Annotated in this window: 15 protein-coding genes; 8 read left to right on the forward strand and 7 right to left on the reverse strand. The window is 66.8% G+C overall.

Annotation, left to right across the window (positions count from 1 at the left end; all coding sequences use genetic code 11):
• The first annotated feature begins 2 nt into the window (after positions 1–2).
• The gene (locus VIF40_RS02630) at positions 3–1,946 is read left to right on the forward strand and encodes a hypothetical protein (protein WP_331935965.1); all 1,944 of its coding nucleotides are present in this window, start codon (positions 3–5) and stop codon (positions 1,944–1,946) included.
• Positions 1,947–1,997: 51 nt separating this feature from the next.
• Here the strand turns inward: VIF40_RS02630 and VIF40_RS02635 are convergent, their stop codons facing one another.
• Complete coding sequence (locus VIF40_RS02635) at positions 1,998–2,135, reverse strand: hypothetical protein (RefSeq protein WP_331935966.1); 138 nt, start codon at positions 2,133–2,135, stop codon at positions 1,998–2,000.
• Positions 2,136–2,370: 235 nt separating this feature from the next.
• Between VIF40_RS02635 and VIF40_RS02640 the strand changes: the two genes are divergently transcribed.
• Together VIF40_RS02640 and VIF40_RS02645 are read left to right on the forward strand one after the other, a co-directional pair.
• A complete protein-coding gene (locus VIF40_RS02640) occupies positions 2,371–4,326 on the forward strand; it encodes an acetoacetate--CoA ligase (protein ID WP_331935967.1) in 1,956 nt (651 codons plus the stop codon).
• Between the two features lie 210 nt (positions 4,327–4,536).
• Positions 4,537–5,280, forward strand: coding sequence for an acetoacetate decarboxylase (locus VIF40_RS02645; protein ID WP_331935968.1), 744 nt, complete (start codon positions 4,537–4,539; stop codon positions 5,278–5,280).
• Positions 5,281–5,286: 6 nt separating this feature from the next.
• On the opposite strand, the gene VIF40_RS02650 is transcribed toward VIF40_RS02645, so the two are convergent.
• On the reverse strand, positions 5,287–6,111 hold the full coding sequence (locus tag VIF40_RS02650) for a LysR family transcriptional regulator (RefSeq protein WP_331935969.1): 825 nt from the start codon (positions 6,109–6,111) through the stop codon (positions 5,287–5,289).
• 132 nt (positions 6,112–6,243) lie between these two features.
• Between VIF40_RS02650 and VIF40_RS02655 the strand changes: the two genes are divergently transcribed.
• Entirely contained in the window at positions 6,244–6,477 is a 234-nt protein-coding gene (locus tag VIF40_RS02655; RefSeq protein ID WP_331935970.1) for a hypothetical protein, read from the forward strand.
• Positions 6,478–6,593: 116 nt separating this feature from the next.
• A complete protein-coding gene (locus tag VIF40_RS02660) occupies positions 6,594–8,723 on the forward strand; it encodes a putative bifunctional diguanylate cyclase/phosphodiesterase (protein WP_331935971.1) in 2,130 nt (709 codons plus the stop codon).
• A 115-nt stretch (positions 8,724–8,838) separates the two neighbouring features.
• On the opposite strand, the gene VIF40_RS02665 is transcribed toward VIF40_RS02660, so the two are convergent.
• From VIF40_RS02665 to VIF40_RS02680, 4 genes are all read right to left on the reverse strand, one after another.
• Positions 8,839–9,888, reverse strand: coding sequence for a hypothetical protein (locus VIF40_RS02665; protein WP_331935972.1), 1,050 nt, complete (start codon positions 9,886–9,888; stop codon positions 8,839–8,841).
• A 255-nt stretch (positions 9,889–10,143) separates the two neighbouring features.
• Positions 10,144–11,160, reverse strand: coding sequence for a patatin-like phospholipase family protein (locus tag VIF40_RS02670; RefSeq protein ID WP_331935973.1), 1,017 nt, complete (start codon positions 11,158–11,160; stop codon positions 10,144–10,146).
• Entirely contained in the window at positions 11,157–11,942 is a 786-nt protein-coding gene (locus VIF40_RS02675; RefSeq protein WP_331935974.1) for a 3-hydroxybutyrate dehydrogenase, read from the reverse strand. The genes VIF40_RS02670 and VIF40_RS02675 overlap by 4 nt, the downstream gene beginning before the upstream one ends.
• Positions 11,943–12,025: 83 nt before the next feature.
• The gene (locus VIF40_RS02680; protein WP_331935975.1) at positions 12,026–12,667 is read right to left on the reverse strand and encodes a helix-turn-helix transcriptional regulator; all 642 of its coding nucleotides are present in this window, start codon (positions 12,665–12,667) and stop codon (positions 12,026–12,028) included.
• A 190-nt stretch (positions 12,668–12,857) separates the two neighbouring features.
• On the opposite strand from VIF40_RS02680, the gene VIF40_RS02685 reads away from it, so the two are divergent.
• From VIF40_RS02685 to VIF40_RS02695, 3 genes are all read left to right on the forward strand, one after another.
• The gene (locus tag VIF40_RS02685) at positions 12,858–13,250 is read left to right on the forward strand and encodes a hypothetical protein (RefSeq protein WP_331935976.1); all 393 of its coding nucleotides are present in this window, start codon (positions 12,858–12,860) and stop codon (positions 13,248–13,250) included.
• A gap of 166 nt (positions 13,251–13,416) precedes the next feature.
• Entirely contained in the window at positions 13,417–13,800 is a 384-nt protein-coding gene (locus VIF40_RS02690) for a hypothetical protein (RefSeq protein WP_331935977.1), read from the forward strand.
• Between the two features lie 251 nt (positions 13,801–14,051).
• The gene (locus VIF40_RS02695; protein ID WP_331935978.1) at positions 14,052–15,587 is read left to right on the forward strand and encodes a Hint domain-containing protein; all 1,536 of its coding nucleotides are present in this window, start codon (positions 14,052–14,054) and stop codon (positions 15,585–15,587) included.
• Here VIF40_RS02695 and VIF40_RS02700 read toward each other — a convergent pair.
• Positions 15,483–16,157 (reverse strand): O-methyltransferase, encoded by a 675-nt coding sequence (locus VIF40_RS02700; protein WP_331935979.1) that lies wholly within the window; start codon positions 16,155–16,157, stop codon positions 15,483–15,485. The two genes, VIF40_RS02695 and VIF40_RS02700, sit on opposite strands and share 105 nt — an antisense overlap.
• Between the last annotated feature and the right edge of the window lie 31 nt (positions 16,158–16,188).

Here is a 16,188-nt window from a genome sequence, read left to right on the forward strand (position 1 = left end):
TCATGCGCGGCGTTCTCCCGATCTCCCTTTTCCCTCTCCGCTCGAAATCGACCGCGTCCCGCCGCGACAGCGCCTCGGCGCGCAATCCGACCGAACGGAGCCGTTCGATCGATCGCATCGGCGCGCTGCTCGTCATTCTCCTTCTGCTCGCCCCGCCTCGCGTGATCGCCGAGGAGATTTGCGACGCCACCGCCATCGGCGGCGGCGCCGCCGCCTCTGCGAGTGGAACCGTCGATACGCCGCTCGTCTCCGGCGATAGGCTCCGATCGCTGCTCGCCGCGAGAGGCGATCGGCCGGACGGGCTCGACGATGCGCAAAAACATCTGCTCTCGGCGCTCGAAAGCAAGCTCCGGCTCGATCGCCGACAGCTGGCCGCAGGTCTCGACATACTCGCGGAAACCGATATTCCCACCGAGCGGCTCTCGGTGCGGCTCGCCGAAGTCGCGCAGCAATTCGCGTCGCTGCGCGAGCGGCTCCTCCCGCAAGAGGGCGACGACGCCGCGCTCGCCGCGCGCAAGAGCCGCGCCGCCCCGCTGGCGGAGGCGGGCGATCTGAACGCCGCGGACGCGCTATTCGCGGCGCCGGCCCCGACGATGCCCCCCGCCGGCGCCGCTGCGGCGCGCGCCCTGCGCGGCGAAATCGCGATGACGCGGCTGCGCAATCTCGAGGCGGCCGACCATTTCGCCGCCGCCGCCGCCCTGGCCGAGCAGAGCGGCGACACCGAGCGGCAGATGCGCGTCTTCTATCTCTTTCGGGAAGCAGCGGCCTGGTATCGCCAGGGCGCCGAGCGGAAAGACGCTTCCGCGCTGAAAGCGGCTGCCGAAAAATGGACCGTCCTTCTCCCTCTGGCGCAGCGCCAACGCGCGCCGCTCTATTGGGCCGAAATGCAGAGCGCAATCGGCGACGCTCTGGTGCGGCTCGGCGATCTCGAGAACGAAAATCCCCGGCGCTATGCCGAAGCCGCCGCCGCCTATCGCGAGTCCCTGAAGGAACGAACGCGCGAGCGCGCCCCGCTGGATCGGGCGATCACGCAGAGCAAGCTCGGCGTCGCTCTGGCGCAGCTCGGCCGCGCGCAGAACGTGACTCGGCCGAGCGAGGAAGCGGTAGCAGCGCTTCGCGACGCGCTCTCGGAAAAAGCGCTGACGCAGGCGCCCGCCATCTGGGCGAAAACCCACACCAATCTCGGCGTCTCGCTCGAGCTGCTCGGAACGAAGGAGCAAGGAACGCGGCGTTTCGACGAGGCGATCGCGGCCTATCGCGCGGCGCTGACGGTCTACAAGCGCGAATGCACGCCATTGGATTGGGCCGGCACGCAACACAACATGGCCAATTCGCTCCGCGAACGCGGGAAACGCGAGCAGGGCAAGCGGAACCTGGAGGCGGCGGTCGCCGCCTATCGCGAAGCATCGAAAGAGCGAATGCGCGAGCGACAGCCGCGCGAATGGGTCGATCTGCAAAACGATCTCGGGGTCACGCTCATGGATCTCGGCGCGAGAGAGCGCGAAACGCGACGACTCGAGGAGTCGATCACGACCTTTCGAGAGGCGCTGCACGACCAATCGCGTGACGCGAATCCGCGCGCCTGGGCCATGGCGCAGAGCAATTTCGGCAATGCGCTCGGCATTCTCGCGGAGCGCGAGAAAAAGGGGACGCAACGGCTCGCGGAGGCGGTCGGCGCCTATCGCGAAGCGTTGCGTATTTTCAGCCGAGAAAGCGCGCCGGTCGAATGGGTGATAACGCGGAACAATCTCGGCGTCACGCTTCTCGGGCTCGGAGCGAGGGAGAAAAAAACCTCGCATGTCGAGGAGGCCATCGCCGTGTTTCGACAGACGCTCGACGGGACGATAAAAGGGGTTTCGCCCTTCCATTATGAAAATGCGCGCCACACCCTCGAGCGCGCCGTCCGATTGCGCGCAAAACTGCGCGCCGACGCGGCCGCGCGATAAACGCCGACACCGAGCGGCGCGAAAATATGCGCCGCCCGGCGTCGCCCATCGTCAATGGTGATGATGATGATGATGGTGGTGATGGTGATGATGGTGATGCCGGTGGGGACGGGGATGGGCCGAGGCGGCCAGCGGAGCCAGGGCGACGGCGAGGCCGAGAGCCAAGGTCGCGATCAGCTTTTTGGTCATGATCTGTCCTCTGAGTGAGAGGCGTCGGGGCGACGCGCCCGAACAATGCCGCGGCCAAGATGAATAAATGCCGAACGAGCCGCCGCGGCGCCCAACATAGCGGCGCCGAGCCCGAAACCAGAGCTTGTCGCCCGGCTGGCCCCGGTCCCAAAATACGCGGGCCGAGCCCCTATCGCGCGGATTTCGGAGATTCTATGAGTTGGCGAGCCCAACGCCGCGCCGCAAGGACAAGTCGATGCCGATCTGGACGCCCGACCTCGATCGCCGGAAAAACGCCATTCTCACCCGCTTCGCGCAATCCCTCGAGGCGACCAAGCCCTTCGCCGAGCGCTTCGACTATGACGGGCTGTTTCGCTGGAGCCTTTCGGATTCGCCGCAATTCTGGTCGTCCGTCTGGGATTTTTGCGGCGTCATCGGCGAAAAGGGCGAGCGCATTCTCATCGACGCCGACAAAATGCCCGGCGCGCGCTGGTTCCCGGACGCGCGGCTGAATTTCGCCGAGAATCTGCTGCGCCCACGCCCGGCCGAGACCGAGGCGATCGTCTTCTGGGGCGAGGACAAGGTCGAGCGGCGGCTCTCCTTCGGCGAGATCGAGCGGCAGGCCGGCGCGCTCGCCGCCTTCTTCCGCGCGCAGGGCGTCGAGCCCGGCGACCGCATCGCCGCCTATATCCACAATGGGCCGGAGGCGATCATCGGCATGCTGGCGGCCGCCTCGCTCGGCGCCGTCTGGTCCTCCTGCGCGCCGGAGTTCGGCGTGCAGAGCGTGCTCGATCGCTTCGGCCAGATCGCGCCGCGCATTCTCATCGCGGTGGACGGCTATTTCTACAAGGGCAAGACGCTCGACCGCGCCGACAATATTCGCGAGATCGCCGGCAAGCTGCCGAGCGTGCAGAAAATCCTGCTCGTCCCCTATACGAACGCGTCGCCCTCGCTCGACGGACTCGCCGATGCGCTGCTCTGGCCGGAGGCGATCGCGGCGCATGAGGGCGCGGCGCTGCGCTATGAGCGCCTGCCCTTCGACCATCCGCTCTACATCATGTTCTCCTCCGGCACGACGGGCGCGCCCAAATGCATCGTGCATGGCGCCGGCGGCACGCTGCTGCAGCATTTGAAGGAGCATCGCCTGCAAAGCGACATAAAGCCCGGCGACCGCTTCTTCTACGCGACCTCCACCGGCTGGATGATGTGGAACTGGCTGGCGAGCGGCCTCGCCAGCGAGGCGACGCTGCTGCTCTATGACGGCTTCTTCAACGCCGGCAAGGATGGCGCGATCCTGCTCGATTTCGCCGCCAAGGAGAAGGCGACCTTCTTCGGCACCTCGGCCGGCTATCTGAAGCAGATCGAGAAGCAAGGGCTGACGCCGCGCAAGAGCCATGATCTCTCCGCCGTGCGGACGATCGCCTCCACCGGCTCGCCGCTGCTGCCGGACAGCTTCGATTATGTCTATCGCGATTTCAAAGCGGATGTGCAGCTCGCCTCGATCAGCGGCGGCACCGACATCGTCTCCTGCTTCGTCGGCGGCAATCCGTGGAGCCCCGTCTACCGCGGCGAGATTCAATGCGCGGGACTCGGCATGGCGGTGCAGGTCTGGGACGATGAGGGCAAGCGCGTCACCGGCCATGAGGGCGAGCTGGTCTGCACGCAGCCCTTTCCTTCGATGCCGATCTATTTCTGGAACGACGCCGACGGCGAGAAATATCGCAAGGCCTATTTCGCCGAACATCCGGGAATCTGGCGTCATGGCGATTTCGCCACGCAGACGGAGCATGAGGGCTTCCTCATCCACGGGCGCTCGGACGCCACGCTCAATCCGCAGGGCGTGCGCATCGGCACGGCGGACATCTACAATATCGTCGAGCGCCTGCCGGAGATTCTCGAATCTCTCGCCATCGATCAGGAGTGGGAAGGCACGACGCGCATCGTGCTGTTCGTGAAGACGCGCGACGGCGCAGAGCTGGACGATACGCTCGCCGCCCGCATAAAGCGCGAGCTGTTCGAGAAGGCCTCGCCGCGCCATGTGCCCTCGATCATCGTCGCGGCGCCCGATCTGCCGCATACGCGCTCCGGCAAGCTGGTCGAGCTCGCGGTGAAGGAGATCGTGCATGGACGTCCGGTGAAGAATATCGGCGCATTGTCCAATCCCGAAGCGCTCGACTTTTTCGCAAATCTTCCACAGCTCGCGGGCAAGTGACGGGCAAGTGAGCGCGCAACACCCTCCCCTCCAGGGGGAGGGTCGGCCTGCAAAGCAGGACGGGGTGGGGTGATCCCCGAGTCTCTATCGCGAGAACCCCACACCGCACCTATGGCGCGACCCTCCCCTGAATGGGAGGGTAGGCGTCGGATCGTCATGAAGCCGCGCTATTTGTTCGTTCCATTGGAATAGAAAAGGGAGCCCGCGAAGATGAAGATCGACGAGGTGCGCAGGACGGCCTTTGCGATGCCGCTCACCAATCCCGCCTATCCGCGCGGGCCCTATCGTTTCTACGATCGCGAATTCATCGTCATCACCTATCGCACCGATATCGACGCGCTCCGCGCCGTGGTTCCGGAGCCGCTCGAGATCGACGAGCCGATCGTCAAATATGAATTCATCCGCATGCCGGATTCCACCGGCTTCGGCGACTATACCGAGAGCGGCCAGGTGATCCCGGTGCGCTTCAACGGGCAGAAGGGCGCTTACGTCCACGCCATGTATCTCGACGATGACGCGCCCATCGCCGGCGGGCGCGAGCTGTGGGGCTTTCCCAAGAAGCTCGCCTCGCCCAAGATCGAGCATGACGGCGACGTCATTCTCTGCACGCTGCGCTACGGCCCGGCGCTCTGCGTCGAGGCTTCGGTCGGCTACAAGCATCGCATATTGGAGACGGCGCCCGTCGCCGAGGCAATCCAGCAGCCGAATTTCCTTTTGAAGATCATCCCCCATGTCGACGGCTCGCCGCGCGTGCTGGAGCTCGTGCGCTACCATATGACGGATGTCGTCGTGAAAGGCGCCTGGGCCTCGCCGGCGGCGCTCGCGCTGCATCCCCATGTCGCCTGCGACGTCGCCCGCCTGCCGGTGCGCGAAATTATTTCGGCGACGCATTTCGTCGCCGATCTCACGCTCGCGCTGGGCGAGGTCGTGCTCGACTATCTGGACGAGAAATAGCAGCGCTCACGCGCCCTTCCCTTTCGGCGCGCGCGCCAGAAGAATCTTGTACGGGATGTCGAAATAGTCGGGAGCCGCGCAGCGCGCGACGGTCTCGCCGCGCAAGAGAATCGCCGGAATCCAGGCGGCGCCGAGCCCGGCCTCGACCTGCGCCAGCAGCGCCTCGGCCGAGGCGCTCTCGCAGACCGGCCGCCCGCGCATGCGCACATCATGCGCGGCGAGCATTGCGGCGATGCGCGCGCCATAATGCGTGCCCGGCGCATAGACCATCAGCCGTCCGCTCAGCGCGCCGCCATCCAGCGTGACGACGTCCTCCGCGCCACGGCGCTGCACGAGGATCAGCCGATCCTCGCCGATCGCCTCGCGCTCGAGCCCGGCGAGATTGTCGGCGTCGCCGAAATCGGGAACCATCGCCAGATCGGCATGGCCGCGCTTGACCGCCTCTATGCAGCCGGAGACGGAGGCGACGACGACGGAGTAATTGCGCAATTCACGCTTCATCAACCATGGCGACAGAAAGGTCGCGGCCAGCGTGTTGGTCGCATAGATGCGCAGCGCCTTCTCCAAATGGCTCGACACGCAGAGCACGGCGCGGCGCGCGTCATAGATTTCGTCGCGCAGGCGATGCGCGCGCGCGAGAAACTCCTCGCCCGCCGGCGTCAGCGTCACCGGACGACGCTCGCGATCGAACAGCGGCGCGCCGAGCCATTCCTCCAGCCGCTGCATGCGGCGGCTATAGGCGGATTGCGTCGTGCCGCGCGCCTCCGCCGCCCGCGTGAAGTTGCGCGTCTGGCAGAGCGCCAGGAAATCGTCGACCCATTGCAGCTCCATGATGCGAGAAATGCATCATCGAATCGCAAATGACAATTGGATCGTTCCGCAGGAGCGCGCCATATCCGTCGCTGTGACGAAGCTCGAGAAAGCGAAACGGGCATAAAGCGAAACGGCATGGAGCCGCTGCCGATGGAACCGCTGACGATATTCGAGAAGGACGATGGCGCGGGCTTCGCGCTGCTGCCGCGCTGCGTGCGGCTGCTGGCCGCGCCGGCGGAGGCCCGCGCTTTCTGCGAGTTCGAGGTGGTGAGCGGAAACGCGGCCTATCGCGAAGGCGAGCGATTTTATCTGACGCAGGCGAAAGCGCGGCGCGCCTATCCCGCCGCCGCGCTTGCGCCGGAAGACGGAAGCGCGGCGTCCTGATCGCGCGACCGCGTCGATTCGGCGCCTGCGATAGCGTCCGGCGCAACTGGACAGACGCCGATCAAATTACAATTATCGTAGACGATGAGACATGATCACCGCTTCGGGCGCGCTCAATGACGAGCTTTCGCTTCTCGCTGCAAGCGCAGCTGGCGCTGTTTATCGGCGCATTCCTCGCGATCGTGCTCGGACTCGCGGTTTTATCCATGCAGAGCCTGCGTTCGGTCGACGCGAAGACCGATGCGCTCGCGACGAAATGGATCGAAGGCACGCGCCTTCTCGGCGAATTATCGGACCGAATTTCCGAGTTCAGGATCGCCGAGACCTATCGCGCGCTGGCGGACACCGACGAAGATCGGATCGCGGCGGAGCAGCGCGCCGCGACCAATCGTCTCGTCATCGAGCAGCTGCAACGCGACTATTTCGCGCTGTTCGGCGCGGAGCCGCGCCCCGATCTCGCCAAAGTCCGCGATGCGCTGGCGGCCTATCTCGCGGCGCATGACGCATGGATGGAGCGCGAGCCGGATCTCGCGTCGATCCGGGCGGCGCGCGGCGTCAGCGCTCTGCACGCGGCCTACAAAGCCGCCGACGACGCGGCCGACGCCGCCATAGACGAGCTCAAATGGTCGGCGGGCGCGGAGGCCGAAACGGCCGGGCGCATCACCAGAGGCGCGATCGACATCACACTGCTCGCCGCATCGCTCGGGATCGCGCTGGCGATCTGGCTGCTGTTTCGCGTGAAGGAGCAGATCACGCGGCCGCTCGCGGCGATCACCGAGGCGCTCGCCCAGCTCGCGGCCGGGAATCGCCATATCGAGGTTCCGGAGATCGAACGCGACGACGAAATCGGCGCGATGGCGAAATCCTTCGATGTGTTCCGCGCCAATGCGCAGGCGCTGGAGCGCGCGCATGAGGCGACGCGCGCGGCGCAGGAGCATGCGCAGATTCTCGCGCGTCAGGATTTGCTCACCGGCCTGCCCAATCGGCGCATGATGGTCGCCGATCTGCACGCCGCGATCGAGCGCGTCGAGGACGGCGCCGCCGCTTGCGCTCTGCTCTCCGTCGATCTCGACCGCTTCAAGCCGATCAATGATCTCGAGGGTCATCGCATCGGCGACGCCGTGCTCTGCGAGGTGGCGCGGCGCCTGCGTCTGGTCTCGCGCAAGAACGACATCGTCGCGCGTCTGGGCGGCGACGAATTCGCGATATTGATCGAGATGACTCCCGCGACCCATTTGGATCAGGCGATGCGCGTCGCCGGCCGCGCGCTCGCCGCCATCGCCGAGCCGATCGAGATCGGCGATCGGCGCATCGAGCTCAGCGCCAGCGTCGGCGTGTCGCTCTGTCCGGAGAATGGTCTCGACGTGGGCACGCTGCTGCGCGCGGCGGATATCGCAATGTATCACGCCAAGCGCGACGGCCGCGGCCGGTTCCGCTTTTTCGAGCAGAGCATGGACGAGGAGCTGCGCCGGCGCGCCGCGCTCGAATCGGCCTTGAAGAAAGCCGTCGCGGCCGGCGACATACGGCCCTTCTATCAGCCGCTCGTCGATCTGCGCGACAGCCGCATCTATGGCTTCGAGGTGCTGTCGCGCTGGACGCACGACAAGCTCGGATCGATTCCGCCAGACGTCTTCATACCGCTCGCCGAGCAGATCGGCGTCATCGCCGATCTCACCTGGTCGGTGGTGCGTCGCGCCTGCCGCGAGTCGTTGCATTGGGGCGCGCAGGTGCGGCTGTCGGTCAATGTCTCGCCGATGCAGCTCAAGGATCCGCTGCTCGCGTCACGCCTGCTGGCGACGCTCGAGGAGGAGAAATTCCCGCCGTCGCGCCTCGATGTCGAGATTACCGAGAGCGCGCTCATCGACGACGTCGACATCGCCCGCGCGACGCTCGCCGCCCTGCAGGCCGAGGGCGTGCGGATCTCGCTCGATGATTTCGGCGCCGGCTATTCGAGCCTCTATCATCTGCGCGCCTTCCATTTCGACAAGGTGAAGATCGACCGCTCCTTCGTGCTCGCCATGCAGCACGACGAAGAGAGCGGCAGAATTGTCGACGCCATATTGAGCCTGCTGAAGCATCTCGGCGTGACGACGGTCGCCGAAGGCGTCGAGACCGAGGAGGTGCTGCGCCGCCTCGCCGAGAATGGCTGCGAGATCGGCCAGGGCTTCTATTTCGGCAAGGCCATGACCATAGGCGACGCCTCGAAGCTGCTGCGTCGCCGCCGCGTCGATCGCCGCGTCGCCTGAGCCGCGCGGCTTTTTCCAGGACGATCGGTCGAACGCGTGTTCCCCCCGGGGCGGGTTCCACGCGAAAGACTCGGGGGTCACCCCGATCGCCCAGATCGGATCGGAAAAGCCGGGTCTAATCGCGCGGAATGACGCCGGTCGCCATGCGGCCGAGATCGCCGACCGCGCCGGTGACCGTGTCGACGGCGCGCTGCATGAAGCCGGGCTGCTCACTCGGCTCGGGCGCGCGCGGCGGCGGAGCCGCAATCGGCGCTTCCGCCAGCGGCGCGGGCGCAGGCGCGACCGGAGCCGCCGCGGCCGGAGCGGGAACGGGTTTCGGCTTGGCGGGCTTGGCCTGCTGCTGCGCAACGGGCTTGGCCGGCGGCGGCGCCACAGGCTTGGCCGGCGGCGCCGCATGCGCCTTCTCCAGCGGCGGTTTGGCGGTAGCGGCGTGCGGCGCCTTCACGACCGGCGGAGGCGCGGGCGCGGCGACCACTGGCTCGGGCGCCGGAGCGGGCTCCGCGGCGACGGGCTCGACCGGCGGCGACGGCGCCTTCGGCTGCGGAATGATGCGAATGGGAGCGGCCGTGGGCGCCGTGAGCGGAACGGCGTCGGCGCCTGGCGGACTCAGCGCGCCATCCGGCAGCGCCCGAGCCGACGGCGGCGCGGGCTCGCTGACCACCGCGGCGGGCGGCTCTTCGGAAACGGGCTCGGCGGCGGCGGGCGCCGATTCGGCGGCCATGGCGTCGCCTTCGGCTCCGGCATTGTCGACGGCGGCGGCGTTCGAAGCAGGCTCGGCGGGATCGATGGATTCGCGCTGCGTCGCCGAGGCGACGGGCTCCTCCTCCTCATCGCCCGGCAGGAACATGCTCGCCACCGCTCCCGCGCCGACCACCAGAATGACGACCGCGGCCGCGATCAGCCATCCGCGCCCGCGTCGGCGCACTGTGCCGCGCTCTAGGCCCTGCTCTTGACCGGGCGCGACCTTCGGCCTGCGGGCGCGCAGCTTCCGATCGACCTCGTTCGGGGCCAGCACGGCCTCCGGCTCCGCCGTCGATGGCGGCTCGACGGCGTGATCCAGCCGGGCGTGAGAATCGTCACCTTCCTGCTGCGGACCGGTGTGACGCAACAGCTCCTTGAACTCCTCGAACTCCGCGATGAGCTTCTTGTCGGCGGGTGCGTTCATCTTCCAGTCCTCCGATTGCGTCGGCCGCGTCGGTCCAAATCCCGCGACGCCCGACGCCATCTTTCGCGATTTTCGCCGATCGCGGCCTTCACGAATATTCGCGAAACACCCCTGTCGGCGTGAAATTCCACGCGGCTTTCCATGCCACGCCACTCAGAGATAGAGAGAATTGTGGCCGATCTTTGCCGCTGTCGCAGCGCGCCGCGACGCGACAAAGGCGATTCTCCTGGGGAAAAGCGCCCCGCGGCGCTGCGCTCAGACGAGCTGCTCCTTCAATTGCAGCGTTCCGGCGACGCCGATCGCATCATAATGCTCGTCGAGAAACGCCTTGCCGGCGTCCCGTCCGATATCGAACAGCGACCGCAGGAAATCATAATCGGCGTCGAGCTTGGTGTCGGCGCCGAAGCGCTTCATCGCCGCGCCGCCCTCGACGAGATGCAGCAGCACCTTCTTATAGTGCGTGCCCTCCAACCGCCCGGCGTCGATGAGGCGCGCGACGAAGTCGATGGCGCGGAACTCGTGCAGCAACGAGGCGTTGAAGGTGATCTCGTTCAGCCGGTCCATGATGTCATGCGAGGTCCGCGGGACCTCGTCACGCTCCACCGGATTGATCTGCACCAGCACGATGTCGCGGCAATCGGTCTCGGTGTAGAGCGGGAACAGCGCCGGATTGCCCATATAGCCGCCGTCCCAATAGGCCTCGCCCTCCACCTCCACCGCCTGGAACACAGTGGGCAGGCAGGCGGAGGCCATCAGCATGTCGATGGTCAGCTCCGGCCGGCGAAAAATGCGCACCTTGCCGGTGCGCACATTGGTCGCCGAGATGAACAGCTTCAGATCGTCGGTGGCGCGCAGCGCCGCAAAATCGATGAGGCCGGCGATGAGATCGCGCAGCGGATTGATATCGAGCGGGTTGAAGTCGTAGGGCGAGAAGTAGCTCGCCGCATTCTGCGTGAGCGCCTTGCGCAGCTTCAGCGGGTCCCAGAAGCCGAACACCATGTCGCAGAGATCGCGCTGCGCCTTGCTCAGCTCGCCATCGACGCTGATCGTGCGCCAGAACTCCTGCAGCTGCGCGCGGGCGCGCGCCGGGCCGCCCTCGCGCAATCCATCGGCATAGACGACGGCGTTCATCGCGCCGGCGCTCGCGCCGCTGACGCCGACGACGTCGAGCCGCCCGTCCTCGAGAAAGGCGTCGAGCACGCCCCAGGTGAAGGCGCCGTGAGCGCCCCCACCCTGCAAGGCCAGAGTGACCTTCTTCTTCGGGATCGTCATCCGGCCGTCCAGCCGCCGTCGATGGAAATGTTGGAGCCGGTGATCTGCGCCGCGGCGTCCGAGCACAGGAACAGGACCAGCGCGGCGATCTGATCGACGGTCACGAACTCCTTGGTCGGCTGCGCCTGTAGAAGGACGTCATTGATGACCTGCTCGCGGGTGAGATTGCGGGCCTTCATCGTGTCCGGGATCTGCTTCTCGACGAGCGGGGTCCAGACATAGCCGGGCGAGATGCAATTGGCGGTGACGCCGAACGTCGCCAGCTCCAGAGCCACCACCTTGTTGAGCCCGGCGATGCCGTGCTTGGCGGCGACATAGGCGGCCTTGAACGGCGAGGCGACCAGCGAATGGGCCGAGGCGGTGTTGACGATGCGGCCCCAGCGCCGCTTCTTCATTCCGGGCGTCGCGGCGCGAATCGTGTGGAAGGCCGAGGAGAGATCGATGGCGATGATCTGATTCCACTTCTCGATCGGGAAATCCTCGATCGGCGAGACGAATTGTATGCCGGCGTTGTTGACGAGAATATCGACCGAGCCGAGCGTCTCCTCCGCATTGTGGATCATCGCGGCGATCTCTTCGGGCTTGGTCATGTCGGCGCCGTCGTAGATGACGGTGACGCCGAACTCTTTCTCTATGGCGGCGCGCTCCTTTTCTATGTCGGCGGCCTCTCCGAAGCCGTTGATGACGACATTGGCGCCCTCCTTGGCGAGGGCGCGGGCGACGGCGAGGCCGATGCCGCTGGTGGAGCCGGTGACGACGGCGTTGCGTTTGGCGAGAGACATTCGCGCTCCTCTTCGTGAAAAGGTCGATCGTCGGACGGCAATCTAGCGTCTCGACGTCGACGGAACATGACGCCGCCGGCGGCTCACTGGGTCGCCCACAGAATGCGCGCGATCCAGCTTACCTCCTCCCGGGGCACGACGCGATCCGGATAGGCGGGGTTGAAGGACTTCAGCTCGATCATGCGGGCGGTCTGGCGCTTCAGCTCCTTGGCGAGGACCTCGCCGGCCGTCGTCTTCACCACCACGCGGTCGCCGCGGCGCACCGGGGCGGCCGGCGAGACGATGACGATGTCGCCGTCACGATAGAGCGGGGCCATGGAGTCGCCGGAAATCTCGAGCGCATAAGAGTGCTCGTCGGCGTCGGCGAAGACGTCGATCTCGTCCCAGCCCGCGCCGGTGGCGAAGCCGGCGTCGTCGAAGAAACCGCCGACCCCGGCCTGGGCGAGGCCGATGAGCGGACGCGCGCTGCGCGCCGGCCGCTGCCCCTTGGCCATGACCAGATTCATGAATTCGTCCAGGCTCGCCCCCGTCGCCTGCAGAACCTTGGCGATCGATTCGGTCGAGGGCCAGCGCAGCCGCCCATCGGCGGTCTGCCGCTTGGAGCGGTTGAATGTGGTCGGGTCCAGCCCGGCCTTGCGGGCGAGGCCGGACGCGGTGAGGCCATAGCGCTCGCCGAGCGCGTCGAGAGCCGCCCAGATCTGCGCATGCGTCAGGATTTCAGCCATTGGCGGACCTCATTCCTATAAGTAGGAATAGAACAGTCGCCGCCGCTCCGCAATTCCAGATTTGCCCGCCGCCGCCGATCGGGCCGCTGCATTTTTCCGGCGGAAGTCGTCGCATTTTCAGCAAACTCCAGGAATTGGCCGGGACGGCTCCATTGACCATGCCGGCCGGGCCGCCTATCTTGGTCCGATCGTGACCCAGCAGAGCGACAAAACTCGGCAGTATGGACAGACGGCGGCGACGCTGCTCGTCGCCTATCTGCTCGTGCTGCAGGGACTGGCCGCAGGCCTCGTCGTCGGCGCGCGCGCCGGACAGAACGTCAATAGCGCGATCTGCCTCAGCGCCAAAGCGACGACCGTCGACGAGGGCTCGCAAGGGCCGCGCGCCCCCGCCCATCGGATGGACGCCTGCTGCCTCCAGCATTGCACGGGGCTCGACGGCGGCGTCCTCGGCGATTTCGCGGAGCTCGACGCGCCGCGCTCGCCCGAGATCGGCGTTCTCGCGCCGCTGCGCGAATCCGGCGGCCACAAGCGTCTCGCCCAGCTTCCCGTCGGAGCGCGCGCTCCGCCGGTCCTCTCCGTCTGACCGCAGCCGAGGCTGCGCTAACTGGCGCGTCTTCGTGCTCCCGCCTTCGGGAGCGGAAGGCGCATTTCCCCAGAAGACAAAAGCGAAACCGTGCTCGACCCCGCAGACGCGCGCCGCGCGGCGGAGGATCGATCCGAATATTCGCTCGAGAGACCGAGACAAAACAATGGATTATGATGCTTCCCCCCGAGAAGGCCGGCGCGCCGTGCGAACCGCGGCTGCGCCCAGTCAGGACCAATCCAATGCGCCGACGCGCCGCCGGATCGAGGTGCTGGAGACGTATTTCGGCGCCGACGGCCGCCCTGTGAAGCGCAAGAGCACAGGCGCGGCGCGCGTCGCCCGTCACTATGACGAGCGCGGCAACAAGGTCGAGGAGGCCTATTTCAACGCCGACGGCAAGCCGACCCTGCGCAAGGGCCTCGGCGTCGCCCGCATCGCCTGGAGCTATGACGAGCGCGGCCGGCAGATCGACGCCTCCTTCTACGACGTCGCCGGCGAGCCGGTCCAGAAGGGCGCCGCCGCGCGCGACCGGGCGCTCGCCGACGCCTGATCGAGCAGACCGAGCGCTCGCTCGGCGACCCGACGGACGCGGGCCGCCGCAGCCCCCCGGAGCGCTATCCGATCTAATTGAATCGGATAGCGCTATCGGCTGGTGGAGATGAATTCCGATCTCCGACCGCAAAGGCGTGGCGCCGAAGAGCCCTAACGCCGCGACCAGCGCCGCGCTGCCGAGCGTTGACAAGCACAGTCCCGCAATCTAGCGTTGAAATAATAATTTTATTTCGACGCGGATTGTCGGCCATGGCGACGTATACGATCTCCTTTACCAATCTGACTATTCCCGGGACCGGCTCCAACGCTGGAAATACCGACACCGTTTCGGGCCAATTCACGATCGACTTCACAGCCGGCAAGGTGGCGGCGTCGTCGCTGACCATCAACGGCGTGGACGCTCTGAGCGCTGTCGGCGGCAGCGGCGGGAACATCGCCACTTTCGGCGACAATGAAGACGGGACCTACAATGTCGGCATGACGAACCTTGGTTCCGACTATAATTTCGTCATGTATTTTACGGGCCAGAACCCGACCGCGCTCGGTCGCGTCATCTACCAGTCCGCCAATGGCCGCACTTTCGACACGGGAGCAACTTCCAGCAATTACTACGCTGCGAACGCTAGCTTGCCGGTCACGTCCGTGGTCGCCTGCTATTGCGCCGGCACGCGCATTCGCACAGCGCGCGGCGATGTCCCGGTCGAGGCGCTCGTCGTCGGCGATCTCGTCGTCACCGCCTCCGGCGCGCACAAGCCCATCCGCTGGCTCGGCCACAGCGAGGTCGATTGCGCGGACGCCCCCGCCAAAATCCGGCCGGTCCGCATCGCCGCCCATGCCTTGGGGCCCGACCGACCGGCTCGGGACCTCCATGTCTCCCATGACCACGCCCTCTGCTTCGACATACTGGGAGAGGTGCTCATTCCCGCCGGCGCGCTCGTCAATGGCGCGACGATCCGGAAGCTCGACGCCGAACGCGTGACCTATTGGCATGTCGAGCTCGACGAGCACGACATTCTCCTCGCCGAGAACCAGCCCTCGGAAAGCTATATCGACACCGGCAATCGCGCCTTCTTCGTCGAGAATGACGTCGTCTCGATCGGCGCCCGCCCGGCCGTCGATCCGGCGACCCGCAGCCATGCGGATTTCTGCCGCCCCTTCCACGCCGGCGGCCCGCTCGTCGAGGCTCTGCGGACGCAGCTTCGCTTGCGGGCGAAAGCGCTCGGCTGGACGCTCGACGAAAAGCCGCCGCTCGAGCTGCATCTCATCGTCGACGGCGCGCGGATCGAGCCTGTCATTCGCGGGCTGGCCTGCCGCTTCGAGATTCCCGCCGGCGCGCAGGAGGTGCGGCTCGCGTCGCCGATCGCCCGGCCGGCGGATGCGGGCCAGAGCGATGAGCGCGAGCTCGGCGTCTGCATATCGGCTCTGACGCTCTGCGACGGTTTCGGCGAGAATCGGCGAATCGATCTCGCCGATCCGCGGCTCGACGCGAGCGGTTTCCACACGCTCGAGGAAGGCCCGCGGCGCTGGACTGCGGCGCGCGCGAGATTGCCGGCCGCATTTCTTCAGAATTGTCCGGACGGGACCTTTCTGCGCGTCGACCTCTGCGGCCCGCCTGTCGCGCGATGGCGGGCGCCGACGCAGAGCAACGCCGCGCGAGACGCGAGCGAGCGCCCTGACGCGTCACCCGTTCACGAGCGCGATCGCGAAACCGTCCCAGCCCTTGGAGCCGACCGTCTGAATGGCGGTGGCCGTCACGCGCGGCTCCGCGGCGAGAGCGTCGAATAGCGCGCGGGCGCCGACGGCGTGGGCGTCTGTCCCCGCGAGCACGGAGCCATCCCGCACGACATTGTCGACGATGATGAGGCTCCCCGGCCGCGCGAGCTTCAGCGCCCAGGCGAAATAATTGGCGTTATTGGGCTTGTCCGCGTCGATAAAGGCGAGATCGAAAGGCCCCGCCGCTTCCGTCTCGAGCTTCGGCAGCGTGTCCAGCGCAGGGCCGACACGAATGTCGACGCGCTCGGCGAGCCCCGCGCGGGCGAGATTGGCGGCGGCGACATCGGCGTGCTTCTGCTCGAGCTCGAGCGTCACGAGACGACCGCCCTCCGGCAGCGCGCGCGCCAGCCATATGGTGCTGTAGCCGCCGAGCGCGCCCACCTCGAGAATGCGCCTGGCGCCGATCGAGCGCGCGAGAAGATGCAGCAGCTTGCCCTGCGGCGGCGAGACGTCGATCGCCGGCAGCCCGGCGGCGGCGTTGAAGGCGAGGGCGGAGTCGAGCTCCGCATCCGCGCCGATCAGGCGATCCGCGAGATAGGCGTCGACGGTATTCCAGCGTTGCGACTGGTCTTGCGAAGACATGGCCACCCTCCTCCGCGATCGACGAGCGGCT

It is taken from the genome of Methylosinus sp., from assembly GCF_036560965.1.
Lineage (GTDB): Bacteria > Pseudomonadota > Alphaproteobacteria > Rhizobiales > Beijerinckiaceae > Methylosinus.

Excerpts from the sequence above, each read along its gene's own strand:
- VIF40_RS02675 (WP_331935974.1), bottom strand. The coding sequence starts at position 11,942 with ATGTCTCTCGCCAAACGCAACGCCGTCGTCACCGGCTCCACCAGCGGC.
- VIF40_RS02635 (WP_331935966.1), bottom strand. The coding sequence starts at position 2,135 with ATGACCAAAAAGCTGATCGCGACCTTGGCTCTCGGCCTCGCCGTCGCC.
- VIF40_RS02640 (WP_331935967.1), top strand. The coding sequence starts at position 2,371 with ATGCCGATCTGGACGCCCGACCTCGATCGCCGGAAAAACGCCATTCTC.
- VIF40_RS02660 (WP_331935971.1), top strand. The coding sequence starts at position 6,594 with ATGACGAGCTTTCGCTTCTCGCTGCAAGCGCAGCTGGCGCTGTTTATC.
- VIF40_RS02665 (WP_331935972.1), bottom strand. The coding sequence starts at position 9,888 with ATGAACGCACCCGCCGACAAGAAGCTCATCGCGGAGTTCGAGGAGTTC.
- VIF40_RS02650 (WP_331935969.1), bottom strand. The coding sequence starts at position 6,111 with ATGGAGCTGCAATGGGTCGACGATTTCCTGGCGCTCTGCCAGACGCGC.
- VIF40_RS02645 (WP_331935968.1), top strand. The coding sequence starts at position 4,537 with ATGAAGATCGACGAGGTGCGCAGGACGGCCTTTGCGATGCCGCTCACC.
- VIF40_RS02695 (WP_331935978.1), top strand. The coding sequence starts at position 14,052 with ATGGCGACGTATACGATCTCCTTTACCAATCTGACTATTCCCGGGACC.
- VIF40_RS02700 (WP_331935979.1), bottom strand. The coding sequence starts at position 16,157 with ATGTCTTCGCAAGACCAGTCGCAACGCTGGAATACCGTCGACGCCTAT.
- VIF40_RS02670 (WP_331935973.1), bottom strand. The coding sequence starts at position 11,160 with ATGACGATCCCGAAGAAGAAGGTCACTCTGGCCTTGCAGGGTGGGGGC.
- VIF40_RS02690 (WP_331935977.1), top strand. The coding sequence starts at position 13,417 with ATGGATTATGATGCTTCCCCCCGAGAAGGCCGGCGCGCCGTGCGAACC.
- VIF40_RS02655 (WP_331935970.1), top strand. The coding sequence starts at position 6,244 with ATGGAACCGCTGACGATATTCGAGAAGGACGATGGCGCGGGCTTCGCG.
- VIF40_RS02630 (WP_331935965.1), top strand. The coding sequence starts at position 3 with ATGCGCGGCGTTCTCCCGATCTCCCTTTTCCCTCTCCGCTCGAAATCG.
- VIF40_RS02680 (WP_331935975.1), bottom strand. The coding sequence starts at position 12,667 with ATGGCTGAAATCCTGACGCATGCGCAGATCTGGGCGGCTCTCGACGCG.